The sequence below is a fragment of the Ruegeria sp. AM2 genome, from assembly GCF_056540685.1.
Genome location: NZ_JBQFXE010000013.1, coordinates 1 through 17,245 on the forward strand (window position 1 = coordinate 1; position 17,245 = coordinate 17,245).

Here is a 17,245-nt window from a genome sequence, read left to right on the forward strand (position 1 = left end):
TAGGGCGCGGGGGGCTTCATGGGGCCATTCTGCGCGCATTTTTCGGCCAAATCAAATGCTCATGATAAGGGGTACTTATCGAAGATAAATGGCAAGTAGATCGTAGTCCAATTGTCATGAGCAAAAAAATACCATATTGCGCATTTACGGCCATAACTTACGGAAATTAAATATATTAAATTTCTGCTACGGAGTTATCCTGACAGAGCCGCCACTCAAGTTGTCGATTTTCAGGAATGTAAACCGATATGCCTCGACACGTCTTCTTCAAGCAGACCGGCGCAATCGATACATTCAATTTGCGCCCTTTAAGCTTGTCAGTCTGCCGCGCGTAGTTGTGCTGAAGGGAGGGGCAAGTATGGATCGATTTCCAAGAGCCCCTGGGTCGAGCTTACATGATAAATACAGTTGCCAAACTCGTACTGGGTTCATAGCAAACCCGCAGGCTTCTCAAAAGTCACAGGACGGTAAGGCGTCAAAGTAATCGGGCGGAACGTGAACAGCCGTTGTGATGATCGAATTGTAATCGTCGGTCAGTATGTTCGACATTTCGCGCACCAAATCCCCATCTGCCGTCACTTCGATCACCCGGCCTTCCATCGGTGACGCAATCAGCCAATTGCCATTGGGCAACCGCTCCTGTTGTCCCATGATCACACTGTCGAAGACCAATTCGGATCCAGCGAATTTGTCGCGCACTTCACCGGTGGTCAGGTCCATTTCGATAATGGAGGACCGGCGGCGATGAGTATTGTTCGAGTATACCGTAATCGTGCCATCAGGGTGAAAATCAGCATCGTGCTGATGTTCCCACGGGCCTGCCTTGTACCACTTCAGACGTTTCGTTTTGCGGTCGACAACACCGACAAGATCGATCGATCGGTGCGACATGATCAGATCGCCGGCAGAGAATTGAGGGAATGCGTCGGCCCATGCGGCAGGCAGGACTTCGACGTCATTGGGGTGAATGATGTCCGGGATCTCATCGGTCTCCGCATCCCAGCGCCATTTGAAACCGTTGGGAATTCGGAAGGCCAGTTGCGCCTCGGGATCCGGAAGAATTACGTCTTGCGCCAGGTCGATGCTCTCAAGTGTTTCTCCGGTCTCCGTGTCGATCCGGGTCATCTGTTGATCGTGTCCGCCATCCCAGATTTTGGAGGTCCAGGTCCAGAACCCGCCAAGGTCGGGATCTTCGGTCAGTGAATGGTGAAACACCATATCTGTGCGCCGCCATACGACGTCACCGCAGGCATCAAGCCTTGCCATGCCTATGCCGTCGTCGAAATTGGCAAGGATCGACCCATCGGGCAGGGGGCGAACAGCGTGAACGAATTCGGCTTGCTTGCTGCCTTCAATAATCTTCGAATAGTCGATCTTCCACGTGTGCAGCACATTGCCTTCGGTATCGATGAGGTCGGTCTGAAAGCCAGGCTCGGGATTGGAGATCCGATTGATCAGAACGTAACCGGGCGCGATCTTGTCAGGCTGGTGCGCGACGTATGAATCCGATGGCATCCGGTCTGGACGGCGGAGATAGGTTCCGTCCGGGATGATATATCCGGTGGCCCTCCACGATTTGAAGGCTTCCTTGGCTTCGGAAAAGGTCTTCCAGGGCGCCCAATTTTTGTGGGTCGCCCACATGCCTGTAACAAAAGAAAGGATACCAACGAGTAAGACTGCGGAGATATATGAAACAATACGCATTGGCGAAACTCAGACTAAAATCGTTACTGCGTATTTGTCATCCGCAATCTGGACCAAGTCAACGCAGGAGTTCCGGAGTGCTGAAATTAGCGCTGAACGCTGACCTTTCCGTTCAAATACCCTGGATTGTTCGTGCCCTTTTGCTTGCGTGGAAAAGCAGGGCTAAGCTTTCCGAAACGGATCGGTGCCTGATGCGGATTCCGGATGCGAAACCGTCGTAGCCATCGTGGCAGAGGGCTGTTCCGTTCGCAGCCTCATGTATGAGTGCATGAATCTTATGTGCGGCGCATTATAACGGTTCTATTCACAGGCCATTCATGACAGACAAATATTCAGTTGCTATGAACATGTTGTATTAAAACGGGTTTCGAGTGGATGCAGATTGATGAAACTGCCCTGTCCGGCGTCTTGATCCTGACGCCAATGCGGTTCGGTGATGAGCGCGGCTTTTTCTCGGAATCCTGGAGCCGAAAAACCTTGGAAGCACGCGGAATTAGCTTGGATTTCGTACAGGATAACCATTCGGTTTCAGCCATTCCCGGCACTCTTCGGGGTTTGCATTTCCAATCACCTCCCCATGCGCAGGACAAGCTGGTGCGTTGCGGGCAGGGTGCGTTGTTCGATGTGGTGGTCGATATCCGCAAGGGCTCGCCGACCTATGGGCAGTGGTTGGGTATCGATCTGACCGCCGAGAACGGAAAACAGCTTTTGGTGCCCAAAGGGTTTCTACACGGCTTTGTCACGCGGGCACCAGATACCGAGATCTGCTACAAATGCACGGATTACTATGCGCCTGATTGCGACGGGGGCGTGCGCTGGGACAGTTGTGGTATCGACTGGGGGCTTGATGGTGATCCGGTGCTGTCCGGCAAGGACGCGGCAGCCCCCGACTTCGCCGATTTTGACAGCCCGTTTGTCTGGGAGAGTATCTTGTGAAGCTTCTGGTGACAGGGGGTGCCGGTTTTATCGGCTCGGCCGTGGTGCGGCGTGCGATTGCAGACGGGCATCAGGTGGTCAATCTGGACGCGCTGACCTACGCGGCCTGCCTAGACAACGTGGCCGAAGTGGCGAGTAATCCCAATTACACCTTCTTAGAGGCTGATATTCGGGATCGAGCTGCCATGAATCGGGCGCTGGCCGACCATACTCCGGACGCGGTCATGCATCTGGCGGCGGAAAGCCATGTGGACCGGTCGATCGACGGGCCCGGTGCTTTTATCGAGACCAACGTAACCGGCACCTACACATTGCTTGAAGCGGCAAGAGAGTACTGGGAAGAGCAGGGCAGAGCGGATAGTTTCCGGTTTCATCACATCTCGACCGATGAGGTCTATGGCTCGCTGGGGCCAACCGGGCAGTTCACCGAAGAGACCCCCTATGATCCCCGCTCGCCCTATTCGGCCAGCAAGGCCGCCAGCGATCATCTGGTGCGCGCGTGGGGGGAAACCTATGGCCTGCCGGTGGTTCTGACGAATTGTTCGAACAATTACGGGCCCTATCATTTTCCGGAAAAGCTGATCCCAGTCATTATCCTGAACGCTCTGGCCGGTAGTCCACTGCCGATTTATGGTGATGGGTCCAATGTCAGAGACTGGCTATACGTCGAAGACCACGCTGAGGCGCTGCTGCTGGTGCTCCGGAAAGGCCAGGTCGGGCGCAGCTACAATATCGGTGGCGAAAACGAATGTACCAACCTGCAACTGGTGCAGATGTTGTGTGCTATCCTGGATCGCCTGCGCCCCGGTCCAGCGCCTTATGCAGAATTGATCACCTTTGTCGCCGACCGCCCGGGCCATGATGCGCGTTACGCCATCGACCCGACCCGCATCCGGGAAGAGCTGGGCTGGCGGCCTTCGGTCAGTGTCGAAGAGGGGCTGGAGAAAACCGTTCAGTGGTATCTGGACAATGAAAGCTGGTGGCGGGCGCTGCAAGATCGTGACGGTGTAGGCAAGCGCTTGGGTGTGAAGGCATGACTGTCCTTGTCTTTGGCAAAACCGGGCAGGTAGCACGGGAACTGGCCAGGCATGCGGGTGTAACATGTCTGGATCGCTCTGTGGCGAACCTGGAACAGCCCGAAACATGCGCGGCGGCCATCCGTTCAGCCGCGCCGCAGGCGGTGATCAACGCCGCCGCCTATACGGCCGTGGACCGGGCCGAAGAAGAAGAGGCGTTGGCAACCGTCATCAACGCGGACGCGCCTGCCGCGATGGCCCGGGAATGTGCTGTGCTAGGCATCCCTTTCGTCTCTATTTCGACGGATTACGTGTTTGATGGATCCGGTGAGGTCCCCTGGACCCCGACCGATCCGACTGGGCCGCTGGGGGGCTATGGGCGCTCGAAACTGGCCGGAGAGCAGGGCATCGCCCGATGTGGTGGCTGCTATGCCATTCTGCGCACTTCCTGGGTGGTGTCCGCCCATGGCAACAACTTCGTCAAGACGATGCGGCGGCTGGGGGCGGAGCGGGACCATCTATCGATTGTGGCCGACCAGATCGGCGGCCCGACCCCTGCGCGGGACATTGCGGCAGCCTGCCTGTCCATGGCGCAGCAACTGACTGAAGATGCGGGCAAGGCGGGTATCTACCACTTTGCAGGCGCGCCGGATGTCAGCTGGGCCAAGTTCGCACGTGCGATTTTCACTGAATTAGAGACTGATTGTGATGTAACGGACATCCCGTCTGGCGAATATCCCACCCCCGCGCGCCGCCCATTGAATTCCCGCCTTGATTGCTCCTCACTGCAAACAACTTTTGGCATTACACGCCCGGATTGGCGGCAGGGTTTAAGAGCTATTCTGAGAGATTTGGAAAACGCATCATGACGACACGCAAAGGCATCATACTTGCGGGCGGATCGGGCACCCGGCTGTATCCGATCACGATGGCTGTTTCGAAACAGTTGCTGCCGCTTTATGACAAACCAATGATTTATTATCCGCTGTCGGTGCTGATGCTGGCGGGTATTCGCGACATCTGCGTCATCACCACGCCGCAGGATCAGGACCAGTTCAAGCGCACGCTGGGGGATGGCAGCCAGTGGGGGGTCAGCCTGACCTATGTGGTGCAGCCCAGCCCCGATGGGCTGGCGCAGGCTTTTATCCTGGCCGAAGAGTTTCTGGCCGGGGCGTCATCGGCGCTGGTTCTGGGGGACAACATCTTTTTTGGTCACGGCCTGCCCAAGTTGCTTGCGGCGGCTGACCAACATGCCAAGGGCGGAACGGTGTTCGGCTATCACGTTGCCGACCCCCAACGCTATGGCGTGGTCGCCTTTGATGGGGATGGGCGCGCAAGAGATATCGTGGAAAAGCCAGCCGTTCCTCCATCGAACTATGCGGTGACGGGTCTGTACTTTCTTGATGGCACCGCGCCTGAACGTGCCAGACAGGTAAAACCCTCTCCGCGTGGTGAGTTGGAAATCACCGACCTGCTGCAGATGTACCTGGAAAAAGGCCAGCTTAGGGTCGAAACCATGGGGCGTGGCTATGCCTGGTTGGACACCGGCACTCATGCCAGCCTTCTTGATGCGGGCAATTTTGTGCGGACGCTCGAAGAGCGCCAGGGGCTACAGACCGGTTGCCCCGAAGAGATCGCCTGGCAGCAGGGGTGGATCAACGAGGAACAGTTGCGCCAGCGGGCCGAGATGTTCGCGAAGAACGAATATGGGGCTCATCTGGACGGCTTGCTGAAATAGAGGACTGGGTGGGCTTGGCCCCGACCGTCAGGGCCTTTCCGTCAACGTTTTCTCATCGTTGGGTGTGGCCCATGATGCTTTTGCTATTCGGGCAGAGGCGGCGGCATTTCCCGGAAGATTGCTTCAAGGACAGCCTGCCTCAACAAAATCACCATAGGATAATGGATAGCGCAAAGCATCCATCATCCAAAACACGGTATCATCCCCGTTGGAATTGATGACTTCCCAGACGACTTCACCATCCGGAGTAACCTCAAAAGCGCGCCCTGCGTCGGTCTCAGCCAGCAGAATGTTCCCGTTTGCAAGCATCTGATGCTTGCCGCGATAATGGGAATAGAAGGTCTCCTTGCCGGATCCGTCGAAGATAGTGGTGACATCGCGCGATACGGGATCGATTTTCAACACGCGACTCCCCCCCAGATCCCCCCGGAACCCGTTGGATGCAAGCGATGTGCCGCCGGCCCGGTTGTCGAAGACAGTGATCGTCCCGTCCGGCTGAAAATCGGGGTCATGCTGCCCGATCATGGGCCCGGTCATGTACCATTTCAGCTTGTGGCTTTCTCCATCAAGCACCCAGATCTGGTTAAAATGCCGGAAGCTGAGAAGCAGATCCCCTGCATTAAAGCCCGGGAACGCATCCGCAATTTCCGCGCTCAGAACCTCGACATCGTTCAGATGGGCCACGTCCTCGCGAACGGGCCGTATTGCCATCAGGCCTTCCAGCCTGTCATCTGTCAGGACCTTTACGAGATCGATCAGATCCGTCTGCTCACCGGTTTCCAGATCGAACCGAGCGATGGCGTCAAAGTTAAATCCATCCGCACCTCGTACCAATGTGTTTGGCGCGTATCGGTCGACATAGACAGGTGTCCAGAAGCCGCCGGAATCATCGAGTGTCAAAGCATGATGCGAGCGGTTGTCGTTCTTCCATACGATGTCTCCGCAAGAGGAAATCCGGTAAGCCCCCCGCCCGTCCAGATTGGCAACCATATCGCCGTTGGGCAAAAGTGCCGCCCCATGTATGAGTGCATGAAACTTATGTGCCGCCTTATGTGTGGCGTTTTCCCGTGCAAGTTCAAAGAAATCGACGGGCCATTCATGTAAGACAGAGCCGTCCATCCCATACAGGCGTGCGGTCAGACGGCCATCAAATACGCTGACAAGGAATGTAACCCCGGGCTGCATTTCCGAAGGTTCGATTCTCGGGTCCCAATCCGGCGGCAAGGCCAAGGTTCCCATATGCTGGGTCGGACGGATACCCAGCATGGCAAGACCTTCCTGCCTAAGGATTTTCAACGTCCGAATCCCAAGCTGCAGCTGTGGCTGAGGTGGAATTTTGAAATGGCCGAATGCAACACCTACCAGAAAGGCCAGCGCGATGCCGCACGCTGCGGAAATAACTACAGAAAGGCGGATTTTTATGCTCCTTTTAGAGAAACCGGACAACCGCATAAAACTACTAACGTCCTAAAGGCGCGTCATTGATGCACAACGTGGCCAATGATTCCATTCATTGCAACCGGTCTTAATTTGGGGCCGGGCAATCGTTTATGTAGCAGCCGGTTTCATCTATCGGTTCAGAAGCCGATCACGGCACAATCTGTTGACGCGTCCGCCCACAAACGAATGATCGGACCAACCATGCCATGATCCCACCGCATGCAGCAAAGCGGTCTGATGGCCTCACGGAAATTCGTCACTGATTTTTCAACAATTATTGAAGGATGCCTAAAATGTATTCACTTTGGCAACGCTTCTTGTTGAAATGTACCCGTCGTCACACATTCGTTTCGACGCCCGCTATGGGAACGGGAATAATCGAAACGGCCGAGGCGGCAATTGTGCCAGCCCTGCACAGGGTCAGGTTATTTTTTGACGGCCTGAATTTACGAGTGTGACCGGAGAAGCCTTTATGAACCAGCAGGCCCCCACCCTTGGCCGCAATGATCTGGCAGTGCTTCTGTTCATCCTCTTTCTTGCGGCGGTGCTCAGAACCGCCGGGCTGAACGCGCCGCTATGGTATGATGAGATTCGAACCGTCGATACGCATGTAGGTCTCCCCTGGGGGGAAATGATGCGCGATTACTCGATGAACCATCACTACTTTTTTAGCATGAAGGCCAAGCTGATGTCCCAGATCTTTGGGGATCAGGTATGGGCCTACCGCTTTCCGGCGGTCCTGTTCGGGGTGGGTGTTGTCGGCGCGATCTGGTGGCTGGCAAAAAACATTGCGGGCGCGCGGATCGCACATGTTTCCGCTTTGCTTGTGGCTTTATCTTATCACCAGGTCTGGTTTTCGCAGAATGCCCGCGGATACACCGAGCTTGCTTTCTGGAGCACGCTTGGCCTGATTTTCTTTCTGCGGGGCGTTCGCCGTCCGACTTTCGGCATATGGGTTGCTTTTGGACTGACCGCTGCAGCGGCTGTTTTCACGCATCTGACGGGCGCGTTTTTCTTTGTCGCACTGGGGTTGGTGTGGCTGATGTCCCTGATTACCGGGTTCGGACGGGGGCCGCTGACCCGCGATTGGGTGCTGCGGCCGTTGACGGGTGTTGCGATTGCGATTGCGTTGATCCTGCTGGCATATCTGCCGATCTTGCCAAGTATCGCGGGCACCGTGGGCGATGTTGCGGCCACATCAGCCGTTGATACGATGCAGGAATATCAGAACCCGCTCTGGACAATTGTCGAGGGCCTGCGGACGGCAGTCGGGAGTACTGGCCCTCTGCCACTGATCGTTGCGGTCGGCGGGTTGGTCGCGCTTGCGTTTGGCGCGGTGGCAGCGCACGCGACGCAGCCGTTGTTCTTTCCCGCCATCGTTGTGCACATTGGTGTGACGCTGGTCATCCTTCTGGCGCTTGGCATGCGGATCTGGCCAAGGTTCTTCTTTATCGACATTGGCCTTGTCATCATCCTTGCGGTCATCGGGTGCCGGTACGGTGCAGATGTGGTGGCGCGCGTATTGGGGCGCCCGCACATCAGAGGCCTGCTGTTCGCCATAGGCGTTGTGGCAATGATCGGGGTTTCCCTGTTTCTGGTGCAGCGAAACTATGCGGCACCCAAACAGGATCTGGCCGGTGCCTTTGCGCTTGTCGAAGAGACGCGCACCCCGTCTGAACGGATCTATGCCATCAACCCAGGCGGTCCCCTCTTCGAAAGCCATTTCAATGCCGATTGGACAACCATCGGCGATTCCGAAGGCTATTCGGCAGCAATGACCCAACCCGGGCCGGTGGCACTGGTCGTTCTGTTTCCAGGCAGAATGTTCCGGACCATTCCACAGTTGGGGCAGGACGCCGAAGGGAACCTGGAGCTTATTCAGACATTTGACGGGACGCTTGGGGATGGCCGGGTTCTTGTCTACCGGCGCAGGTGAGGGCCATATGAAATCTGGAATTTTGAGATCCGAAGGATGTCAGAGGTGAATGACAGAAGAGATTTGGTGTGGGAATATGTTAAGCGTTTCGACGGCAATTTCGTTGAAGGATCAAACAATTCGAATTTAGATACATCAAGATTCTTTGAAACTGGATGAGAGGAATACATGTCATGAAAATATTTACGGAAGATCGCATCAGGCACATCAAGACCGTGTCGCTGTTATATGTAGGGGCGCTGTTGCTGGTTCTTCCGAACCCGGCATTTGCCTATATCGGCCCCGGCGCGGGTCTGGGGGCGATTGCTGTTACGATTGCCGTTATCCTTGGTGTTCTTTTCCTCATTGTCGGACTCGTGTGGTTCCCGCTGAAACGGATGCTCAAGGGCCGCAAGGAAGGTGCCAAGGCAAATAACGAGCTTGATCCGACGCAATGATACTTATTGTTGCCGTTTCACTGTTGGCGGTCGGCGGGTTCGCATTCGTTCTTTGGCGCACTCATATCTTTGAGGCCGCAAACGACGTGGTAAGCACAAGCATGTCGGGCGTAGCCTCTTTGGTGGACAGTCAGCTGTCCGATGATGCCAAGGAACAGGCGGTGCGGCGCGCCGGGATTAAGCTGATTGTTGGCGGTTTCAACCTGGCCTGGCGGGTTGTGCTGGCGTTGGCCGCAGCGGCTTTGCCCATATACCTGGCCGAGTTTCTCGGGCTGACGTCCAGCAGCGCGGTTTTCGATGTCATGCTGCGGCTTGACTACATTGTCATCGTTTCGGTCGGGGCGATCGTTGCGGTGAAGATCGTTCAGCGGTTTCGTGCGGGCCCCAAAGTGCAAGAGGCGGACGGCACGTTATATTCGCCGGTCGAGCAATTCGTGCATAATCTGGCGTTCTCAAGTCCGGCGGTTCTAAAGGCGGCGTCCTGGGCCGAAGAAAAACTACCATCGCAAGCCAAAGCGGATGAGGCTCGACAGCCGATTTTCGTCACATCTCTGGCGCGTGGGGGCACCACGGCGGTTCTGAACGCGCTGCATGATGCGCCGGATATTGCGACCCATATCTACCGGGACATGCCTTTTCTGACCGCGCCCCTTCTGTGGAACAGGCTGGCCGGAGGGCAAAAGCGAGGGGTGAGCCGGCGCCAACGCGCCCATGGCGACGGGCTTGAGATTGATCTGGATAGCCCGGAGGCGTTCGAGGAAGTCATTTGGAAAATGTTCTGGTCGAAGAAGTATCAGGGCGCGTCGATCCCGCTTTGGACGGCTGAGGAAACGGATCAGGGGGCGGATCAGTTCATGCGCCGCCACATGACCAAGATCGTGCGTGCGCGGACGGTGCAGGCAGAGGGCGCGCCCAAAACGCGCTATTGCTCGAAGAACAACGCCAATATTGCCCGAATTCCGTATCTGCTGAACGCCTTTCCCGATTGCAGGATCGTGGTGCCGGTTCGACGTCCGGAAAGCCATGCCCACTCCTTGCTGCGGCAGCACAGAAACTTCTGCAAGCAACAATCCGAGGACGCGTTCATCGCCCGCTACATGGGCGATATCGGCCATTACGAGTTCGGGAAGATCCACAAGCCCTTTCTGTTTCCGGGGTTCGATCCCGAAGGGCAAGACGCGGATACGGCGGATTACTGGCTGGATTACTGGACACACGCGTTTCGTCATGTGCTTGAGTACAAGGATAAATGCATCCTTCTTCTGCAGGACGATTTGCGTATGTCCCCTGGCAGCACGATGACGAGCCTGTATCATGCGCTTGACCTCAAACCGGGTGGACAGGTTTTCGAACGCTATTTCCATTCGAAGCAGGATGAGGCGGAGACCGGAGATTTTGATCCGGAGAAGTTCCGCGAGGCGATGGACGTGTATGAAGCGCTGAAAGAGCGCGTGCGCGGTACCTGAGCCGACGAGCTATCGCCGTGTCGGATAGTTTTTGACAAGTGTTGAACCGGCATTGAGCTGGGCGATACTGCCGCCGGGTCGTACGCCATATTCATTGTAACCGTTGGCTGCTCCGGTTGCATAATAGATAAATTCACGGTCGTAATAGCCGGGTTGCCCGGGGGATTTGTCCTGAATGATGGCGTTGTTGAGAATGGCCCAGTCCGGTTGGTTCTTGTAACCGGTGATGCCGGCAACCGCGTTTTGTTCGATCACCACAGAGGTTGAACCGGGAGAGACTCTGATACGTGGAATTGTGACTTTTCTATTTTTTTCGGGCCGGTGGATCCGGATGACTGAGTTCTTGCGAATTGAAAGATTGTCGATCGCAGCTACCGAAATCCCATGGACGTGCGAATTGTAAATGACGTTGTTTTCAATCAGCACATTCTGGTGGCGCAGCATCGGATCGCCCAGATTCTTGCCGTCACCCCCCATCCAGATTGTTTGGGCATAATCCCCGGCACCCATGTCAAAAATATTGTTCCGGATCGTGATATCCGTGCTGCGCCGGTTCGAGCTGCGTAGAATTTGGATCATGTCACGGTGATCTTTACCCTTCACACCGCGGAAATTGTGCATGTGGTTGGCCTCGATCATCAGCCCGTCGATCACGCCAAGCGCGATGCCATCTGAACGGATGTCGGTAAACTCATTGCCGCGGATCGTAAGGTCGACAACGCTGTCGCCTGTCAGCGCTTTCCACCACTTGCGGAAGATCGAGCCACTGATGTCGATCTTTGCGCTATTTCGGATGCGCAGGCCGCGCCCGTGGCCTGCTCCTGATTTGTGACCACCGTCGAATACTGAATTGGTGATGGTGATGCCGCGGCTCTCGTGGATGCTGAAGCGATTGGCGGTGGCTTTTTCCCCAGGCGACTGCTCATAGTCGAAGACCAGCCCATCCAGTGCGATGTTGCCTGCTTTGTTCAGACGCATTTCGGTAAAGCAGGCTGGTGACCTGGCGTTGGCCGAGCGGATGGTGACGGGTTTACTGAAGGCCTTTCCTATTTTCAGAGGGCCGTAATTTCCACCTTCCAGAACAAATGTCTCGCCGCCCTTCGCATTTTTGACTGCAGAGGAGAGCTCGGAAGAGTTGCGGATGATCTGCCCGTCTTTGGCATTGGTTGCGTTTGCCGTGACCTTTGTGCCGGTGCAGGCCGGGGCGGCTGAGGCCGGTATCGACAGGGCAAACAGCACGAAGCAGGCGCAGGTCAGTATTCCGATGGAGCTGCATCTGTGCCGCATGAGAAACCCGCTTTTATCATCTGTATCACACAGGAAAGCTACGGGTGTGAATGCACCATGTCCACAACGGTATTATGAGCACGGCGCCAGTGCCTTGACCCTGCGCGCGCGGGGTGACGTAGGGACACCGAGCAATTCATCGCCTATGCCCGGCAGAGATACGCGAGGAAATGCCTGAATAATGGCAATTCTGTGTCCATTGTTGCGGAGCTAGATTCAATTCGGCAAACCGGCGGCAACCGCTAAGGGAAGTGGAACAATTCCCGGTATCGAGTATCGAGTTCACTCGGAAATGAAGGCAGTGGGGCAGGATTGTCCCAAGACAGGCAACAATTTCCAAACATAGCCATATTCCGGCCAATCTGTCGCCCTTGTGCGGCTGTTCCATCCGTCCTGGGTGAGCGGGATCTCATGCGCTGCCACTCACAGCGCCTATGAAACAGAAGGTGAAATATGTCGACTACAATCACGGTAACGTCTGCGGCGGAGCTGAACCAGGCTCTAGCACAGGCGACAGGTGGGGAAACGATATTACTTGCAGCTGGCGACTATGGGAAGCTCAGCCTCAAAGGTACCCAATTTGCATCAAACGTGACGATCAAATCCGCCGATCCGAGCAATCAGGCAAGCTTTTCCGAAATGTATCTGACCAATACGTCGAACATCACGTTCGACGAGATCAATTTCGATTATACGTACAGTTCGGGTGATAAGGCCGCCACCAATAAATTCCTGATCACTGGCAGCAACAACATTACCATCGACAATTCGGTTTTCGATGGTGACCTTAGCAGCGGCACCGGCCTTGGCAAAGGATTGGTCATCCGGAGCTCGAGCAATATTGATGTCACCAACACCGAATTCCATTCCTGGTGGAAAGCTTTGGGTGCCTCGAAATCGAGCGACATCACCTTCGCGGGCAACAACATCCACACAATCCGGTCGGACGGCATTTCACTCGGAGAAGTTCAGAATGTCGTGATCGAGAACAACTATATTCATGATTTCGGTGGCGCCGCAGGCTCCAAAGATCACCGCGACATGATCCAGGTTCAGCGCTCGAACGGGACCGGCAGCAGCGACATCATCATCCGCAACAATGTTCTGGATATGGGCGACGGCGATTACACGCAGGGGATCTGGTTTGGGGGCGACAAAGCCACATTTAAGGATCCAACGAACTGGCACTACAATGTCGTGATCGAAAACAACCTCATCTACAATGCGCATGCAAACGGTCTTGCCGTGCACATGACGGAAGGGCTGGAGATCACGAACAACACTCTGATCGCAGTTCCGTCGGGTCAGACCGGCGGCGTGGCCATACCCAAAATCCTTGTGACGGGCGGATCCAAGGATGTGACGATCGAACAAAACATCACGCCTGCCGTTGTCGGTCCCAAGGTCCTTGCGCCCAACGCCAACTGGACCGTTCAGGACAATGCGATCGTTCAGCCCAATAGCTATGATACGCAGTTTGTATATCATGCGACGGCTGCCAATGACGGATATAACCAATATGGTATCATCCCCGGCAGCACGGCGGACCTGCTGGATGCCGGATCGAGCCTGGTTGACAGCTATCCGTTTGACTATGATAGCTGGGTTGGTGTTTCCAGCAGCACAGTGACGAACCCTGGCGGTTCGGGCAGTACGGGCACGACGACACCTGCCCCGACGGCGCCTAGCGGCGGTACGACAACCCCCACAACCCCGGTAGTGGATGACACTACGGGTTCGACCGGAACCAATTCCGGTACATCCACACCTGCCCCGACGGCGCCTAGCGGCGGCACGACAACCCCCACGACCCCGGTAGTGGATGACACTACAGGTTCGACTGGAACCAATTCCGGTACCTCGCCCTCGACCGGCTCGCAAACCCAGATGGTCTTCGACGACTTCGTGTTGGATATCGCCGGATTGGAGGGTAGCCGCAAATTGAAGGATGATGCGCATGTTGTCGATACGGCAACCGGGCCTGTCGTCCACTTTGATGGGTACAAGGATCAGGTAAAGCTTGGGCGGTTGAAGCAGTTCGAAGATTCCGATCAGCTTGCTTTTACCGTCGAATTTGCACGGGATGAAGCCGATGGTGCTGCGCAACGCCTGATCTGGAACAAGGGACATGTGGGGCTGACTTTGGTCGGTGATGGCCTGAAGGCCCATGTCAAGAACAACGACGGCAAGTTCCACGATGGGTTCTATGTCGGGAACCTGGGTTTGAACGATACCGATGAGCATGAGATCACCATGATGGTCGACCAGGTTGCGGATAGACTGCAGGTTCTGGTCGATGGTCAGATTGTCCTCGACAGAACTGATATCGATTTGGACTTTACCGGTGGTCGCGAATGGGGCTGGGACATTGGCTTTAGCCACGGTCGTTATGCCGATGGCGACCTCGGCGGGTTTGCGGTCGATGACGAGGTTCAGTTTGTCGATCCCTTGGGTGGATCTGTTGATTTCCTAGCCTGATGGCATGAGCCTTTGGTTAAAATGAGAGCAGCAAAAGGGCAGACCGGGGATTTCCGGTCTGCCCTTTTCTTTTTCGCCGGGTGCATTGTCAAACCTGTCAGGACTCCGGCATATGGTGGGTCTTGGGTTAAGAGTTTCCTGTCATGATTTTGTCCGACTGCCACAGATTTGTTTTCGTACATGTGCCGAAATGCGCCGGAACCTCGGTGCGGGCGGCGGTCCTGCCCTACCATGATGCGGATGAGCGGTTTCTGAAAACGGTCGAACGGCACCCTGAGCTGGGTGAGATCGATTTCCGCCATCTTCCACTGCATTTGCTACGCGATCTCGACCCGGAGGCTTTTGAAAAGCTGAAACTCTATGACAGCTATGCCCTGCTGCGCGACCCGTTTCAGAGATTCCGCTCGGCAATGGCGCAAAGAGCCAAGATGTATCTGGGCAGTGAATTCGCCCAGCTAGGAGAGAATGAGCTGCGCGCCGAGCTTGGCCGGGTGCAGGATTACCTGCTGTCAGAGCCCCGGGTGGTTGCGCCGGAATATATTCACTTTGCGCGGCAATCGGACTTTGTTCAGATCGGTGAGGACCGTCTGGTGCGCCACCTGTTCCCGGTCGAGCGCCTTGATCTGCTTGCCCGAACGCTGGCCCGGCATATTGGCGCGGACACGTTGCAGATTGGGCATGCCAACAAGACACAGGTGTTTCGCAACCCGCGGCTTAAGCACCTCGCTCGTGCCGGCAGCGGACTGGCGCGCCGGGTGCTTCCCGGTTCGGTGCATGAAGCGCTGCGCCAATCAGCGCGGCGGATGCTGATGAAACCCGTTGCCACCACCGGGCAGTCGGTCTTTGACGAGGCCGAAATGCAAAAGTTCATCGCCAGCTACTATCGCGCCGACATTGCCTTGTACAAAGAGGTTCAGGCGAAAACGGCCGCTTAGGCGTCTCTGATTAGGAGGTGTCGTCGCCCGCCTGCAGCAGTTTTCGGGCTGCGGCGATACGTTCTTCGCTCCAGTTCCAGCGCAGTTTCTGGACCGGGACAGTGCCCGCCCGGAGCAGCTCGGCGGTCTCTTCAAAATTGATGTTATGTGTGACCGCGTCATGCACGAGGTGCGGGCCATAGCAGCTGATTTTGGGAACCTCGTCAAAGGCCCGCCGGAACCTGCGGCTTGTCAGGTACAGATAGTCCAGCATGATATGCGGCCAGTAATAGTTATGCGGTTTCGACCGACCGTCCCAATAGCCGAAACTGGCCTCCTCCCAAAGGGACACGAAGGTCCCCCCCGGTTCCGAGGCAAGAAACCAATTGGTCATCGACCGACGCATGTTTGGCCAGGTGAACCAGGTGTCGTTCTTGGTCCATGTGAAGGCAAAAAACCCCCGTTGCGCTGCCATTGGCAGCCAATTGTCGAGAGGTGCCAGACAATAGGTCGTGGCGTCCACCCAGACACCGCCACGCTGCCTGAGAAGCCGCAGGCGTAGCAGGTCAGCATAGGACTGAACCGGCAGTTTCGACGGGTCATGGGGCAAATCGGCGACCTGTGCCGCGCTTTCGGCATCCAACACCTGGATATCCCAGTCAGAATTATGCTTGCGCCACGAGGCAATGCAATCTTTGACAAGCTCTGGGGCGTTTTCCTCGCCGCGATCCCAGTAAATCCAAATGGATTTGGGAATCGGATGCGGCGCAGAGCGTGCAAAGTGATTGGGTTTCCCATTCAACTTTTTGTGGGCCCGCCGTCCGATCGTCGGCAGCATTCTGGCACCCACAATCAGAACAAACAACCATGTCGAGGGCTTACCGGCGGGCATACATACTCCATTACACGTTATATCAAACTTCTAATCACCACCTGAATGGTGCGCCAGTGATGCGTGGTATATCATTCGATTTCCAGCGCTGGTTCCACCTCATAGTAAGAGGACGGCAACAATAAGGGGTGAAGCAAGTCATTGTTGGGGGAAAGGCCTCAGGATACCTTCGCATCCGTGGAGTTATTGTAAACAGTGCTCAGAGAAACGTATGATTCAGCGGAATTGGGTTCTGGGCCCGTAGGGTAAGATATTATGGCGGTTGTCTCGCAGGCTCTGAAAGCCGTTTATTTTGATATTACAAAGGTCGGCAGCAGCAGTCTGAAGGAAACATTCTGGGAACTGGATCACGGCGAACCTTTCAAAGGGCGCGGGATCAGGCGCGTCGTCAACAATGTGCACTGGCGGCTGGCGCGCGCCAAACTGGTTCAACCACGCAATATCCACGAGCAGGACGGATACCGCACACAGATTTTTGCCAAGGCTGTTGTGCCGGACGGATATGCCACCTTCACTCTGGTCCGGGATCCGGTCGCCAGGATCAAATCAGCCTGGAGGGACAAGGTACACCGCAACCAGTTCCGCTGGCGCAACGAAGAGATGGACATCGATAACGAGGGCCTGCCACTGGATCCGACCTTTGGCGAGTTCATCGATCATTTCCACCACTACCGCGCCGTCAGCCGCCCGGTCCGCGTGCACACCACGCCCTATTCATGGCATCTGGGCCCGGATATCGGCTTTTTCGATCATGTCTTCCAGCTTGAGACGGTGGATGAGATGAACGTGTTTCTGAGCGGTCGGTTGGGCAGGCCGTTTCCGGGGCAGCACGTGAACAAATCCGGCACGAGCCAGCGGGACACTTCGCTGACTCACCGGCAGATTGATGCACTGTTGCAAATCACCCAAGCCGATTACGCTCTTCTTGGGGATATGTATGATATCAAAGCAGCTGAGAGCAGCCTTGCCGCATGATGGTGCCAGCGAGAAAGAGGAAAGTC

General features: G+C 55.8%; 14 protein-coding genes. 10 read left to right on the forward strand and 4 right to left on the reverse strand.

Annotation, left to right across the window (positions count from 1 at the left end; genetic code table 11):
* Positions 1–450: 450 nt before the first annotated feature.
* Positions 451–1,515, reverse strand: coding sequence for an arylsulfotransferase family protein (locus ACR0CR_RS17905; RefSeq protein ID WP_480601761.1), 1,065 nt, complete (start codon positions 1,513–1,515; stop codon positions 451–453).
* Positions 1,516–2,079: 564 nt separating this feature from the next.
* Between ACR0CR_RS17905 and rfbC the strand changes: the two genes are divergently transcribed.
* From rfbC to rfbA, 4 genes are read left to right on the forward strand one after another with little or no spacing between them, the layout of a single operon-like run.
* Positions 2,080–2,640: a dTDP-4-dehydrorhamnose 3,5-epimerase gene (gene rfbC / locus ACR0CR_RS17910; protein ID WP_480601763.1), complete on the forward strand. Its 561-nt coding sequence runs from the start codon at positions 2,080–2,082 to the stop codon at positions 2,638–2,640.
* Positions 2,637–3,677, forward strand: a complete 1,041-nt coding sequence (gene rfbB, locus ACR0CR_RS17915; RefSeq protein ID WP_480601765.1) for a dTDP-glucose 4,6-dehydratase — start codon at positions 2,637–2,639, stop codon at positions 3,675–3,677. Before rfbC ends, rfbB begins: the two co-directional genes overlap by 4 nt.
* Entirely contained in the window at positions 3,674–4,525 is an 852-nt protein-coding gene (gene rfbD, locus ACR0CR_RS17920) for a dTDP-4-dehydrorhamnose reductase (protein ID WP_480601767.1), read from the forward strand. Before rfbB ends, rfbD begins: the two co-directional genes overlap by 4 nt.
* Entirely contained in the window at positions 4,522–5,394 is an 873-nt protein-coding gene (rfbA, locus tag ACR0CR_RS17925) for a glucose-1-phosphate thymidylyltransferase RfbA (RefSeq protein ID WP_480601768.1), read from the forward strand. Before rfbD ends, rfbA begins: the two co-directional genes overlap by 4 nt.
* A gap of 123 nt (positions 5,395–5,517) precedes the next feature.
* On the opposite strand, the gene ACR0CR_RS17930 is transcribed toward rfbA, so the two are convergent.
* Positions 5,518–6,660, reverse strand: a complete 1,143-nt coding sequence (locus ACR0CR_RS17930) for an arylsulfotransferase family protein (protein WP_480601771.1) — start codon at positions 6,658–6,660, stop codon at positions 5,518–5,520.
* A gap of 646 nt (positions 6,661–7,306) precedes the next feature.
* On the opposite strand from ACR0CR_RS17930, the gene ACR0CR_RS17935 reads away from it, so the two are divergent.
* From ACR0CR_RS17935 to ACR0CR_RS17945, 3 genes are all read left to right on the forward strand, one after another.
* A complete protein-coding gene (locus ACR0CR_RS17935; RefSeq protein ID WP_480601773.1) occupies positions 7,307–8,770 on the forward strand; it encodes a glycosyltransferase family 39 protein in 1,464 nt (487 codons plus the stop codon).
* Between the two features lie 173 nt (positions 8,771–8,943).
* A complete protein-coding gene (locus tag ACR0CR_RS17940; protein WP_480601776.1) occupies positions 8,944–9,207 on the forward strand; it encodes a hypothetical protein in 264 nt (87 codons plus the stop codon).
* Positions 9,204–10,673: a sulfotransferase gene (locus tag ACR0CR_RS17945; protein WP_480601777.1), complete on the forward strand. Its 1,470-nt coding sequence runs from the start codon at positions 9,204–9,206 to the stop codon at positions 10,671–10,673. Before ACR0CR_RS17940 ends, ACR0CR_RS17945 begins: the two co-directional genes overlap by 4 nt.
* 9 nt (positions 10,674–10,682) lie before the next feature.
* On the opposite strand, the gene ACR0CR_RS17950 is transcribed toward ACR0CR_RS17945, so the two are convergent.
* Entirely contained in the window at positions 10,683–11,912 is a 1,230-nt protein-coding gene (locus tag ACR0CR_RS17950) for a right-handed parallel beta-helix repeat-containing protein (protein WP_480601779.1), read from the reverse strand.
* Between the two features lie 501 nt (positions 11,913–12,413).
* Between ACR0CR_RS17950 and ACR0CR_RS17955 the strand changes: the two genes are divergently transcribed.
* Both ACR0CR_RS17955 and ACR0CR_RS17960 read left to right on the forward strand, forming a co-directional pair.
* Positions 12,414–14,438 carry a right-handed parallel beta-helix repeat-containing protein gene (locus ACR0CR_RS17955; RefSeq protein WP_480601781.1) on the forward strand — a complete coding sequence of 675 codons (2,025 nt, stop codon included), beginning with the start codon at positions 12,414–12,416 and terminating at the stop codon, positions 14,436–14,438.
* 143 nt (positions 14,439–14,581) lie between these two features.
* On the forward strand, positions 14,582–15,373 hold the full coding sequence (locus tag ACR0CR_RS17960) for a sulfotransferase family 2 domain-containing protein (RefSeq protein ID WP_480601782.1): 792 nt from the start codon (positions 14,582–14,584) through the stop codon (positions 15,371–15,373).
* Positions 15,374–15,383: 10 nt separating this feature from the next.
* On the opposite strand, the gene ACR0CR_RS17965 is transcribed toward ACR0CR_RS17960, so the two are convergent.
* Positions 15,384–16,244, reverse strand: coding sequence for a capsular polysaccharide synthesis protein (locus ACR0CR_RS17965; protein ID WP_480601785.1), 861 nt, complete (start codon positions 16,242–16,244; stop codon positions 15,384–15,386).
* Between the two features lie 255 nt (positions 16,245–16,499).
* Here ACR0CR_RS17965 and ACR0CR_RS17970 point away from each other — a divergent pair, with 255 nt between their 5' ends.
* Positions 16,500–17,219 carry a sulfotransferase family 2 domain-containing protein gene (locus ACR0CR_RS17970; protein WP_480601787.1) on the forward strand — a complete coding sequence of 240 codons (720 nt, stop codon included), beginning with the start codon at positions 16,500–16,502 and terminating at the stop codon, positions 17,217–17,219.
* The last annotated feature ends 26 nt before the right edge of the window (positions 17,220–17,245 follow it).

Excerpts from the sequence above, each read along its gene's own strand:
- rfbD (WP_480601767.1), top strand. The coding sequence starts at position 3,674 with ATGACTGTCCTTGTCTTTGGCAAAACCGGGCAGGTAGCACGGGAACTG.
- ACR0CR_RS17965 (WP_480601785.1), bottom strand. The coding sequence starts at position 16,244 with ATGCCCGCCGGTAAGCCCTCGACATGGTTGTTTGTTCTGATTGTGGGT.
- rfbC (WP_480601763.1), top strand. The coding sequence starts at position 2,080 with ATGCAGATTGATGAAACTGCCCTGTCCGGCGTCTTGATCCTGACGCCA.
- ACR0CR_RS17945 (WP_480601777.1), top strand. The coding sequence starts at position 9,204 with ATGATACTTATTGTTGCCGTTTCACTGTTGGCGGTCGGCGGGTTCGCA.
- ACR0CR_RS17935 (WP_480601773.1), top strand. The coding sequence starts at position 7,307 with ATGAACCAGCAGGCCCCCACCCTTGGCCGCAATGATCTGGCAGTGCTT.
- rfbA (WP_480601768.1), top strand. The coding sequence starts at position 4,522 with ATGACGACACGCAAAGGCATCATACTTGCGGGCGGATCGGGCACCCGG.
- ACR0CR_RS17940 (WP_480601776.1), top strand. The coding sequence starts at position 8,944 with ATGAAAATATTTACGGAAGATCGCATCAGGCACATCAAGACCGTGTCG.
- ACR0CR_RS17970 (WP_480601787.1), top strand. The coding sequence starts at position 16,500 with ATGGCGGTTGTCTCGCAGGCTCTGAAAGCCGTTTATTTTGATATTACA.
- ACR0CR_RS17930 (WP_480601771.1), bottom strand. The coding sequence starts at position 6,660 with ATGCTGGGTATCCGTCCGACCCAGCATATGGGAACCTTGGCCTTGCCG.
- ACR0CR_RS17960 (WP_480601782.1), top strand. The coding sequence starts at position 14,582 with ATGATTTTGTCCGACTGCCACAGATTTGTTTTCGTACATGTGCCGAAA.
- ACR0CR_RS17955 (WP_480601781.1), top strand. The coding sequence starts at position 12,414 with ATGTCGACTACAATCACGGTAACGTCTGCGGCGGAGCTGAACCAGGCT.
- ACR0CR_RS17905 (WP_480601761.1), bottom strand. The coding sequence starts at position 1,515 with ATGCCATCGGATTCATACGTCGCGCACCAGCCTGACAAGATCGCGCCC.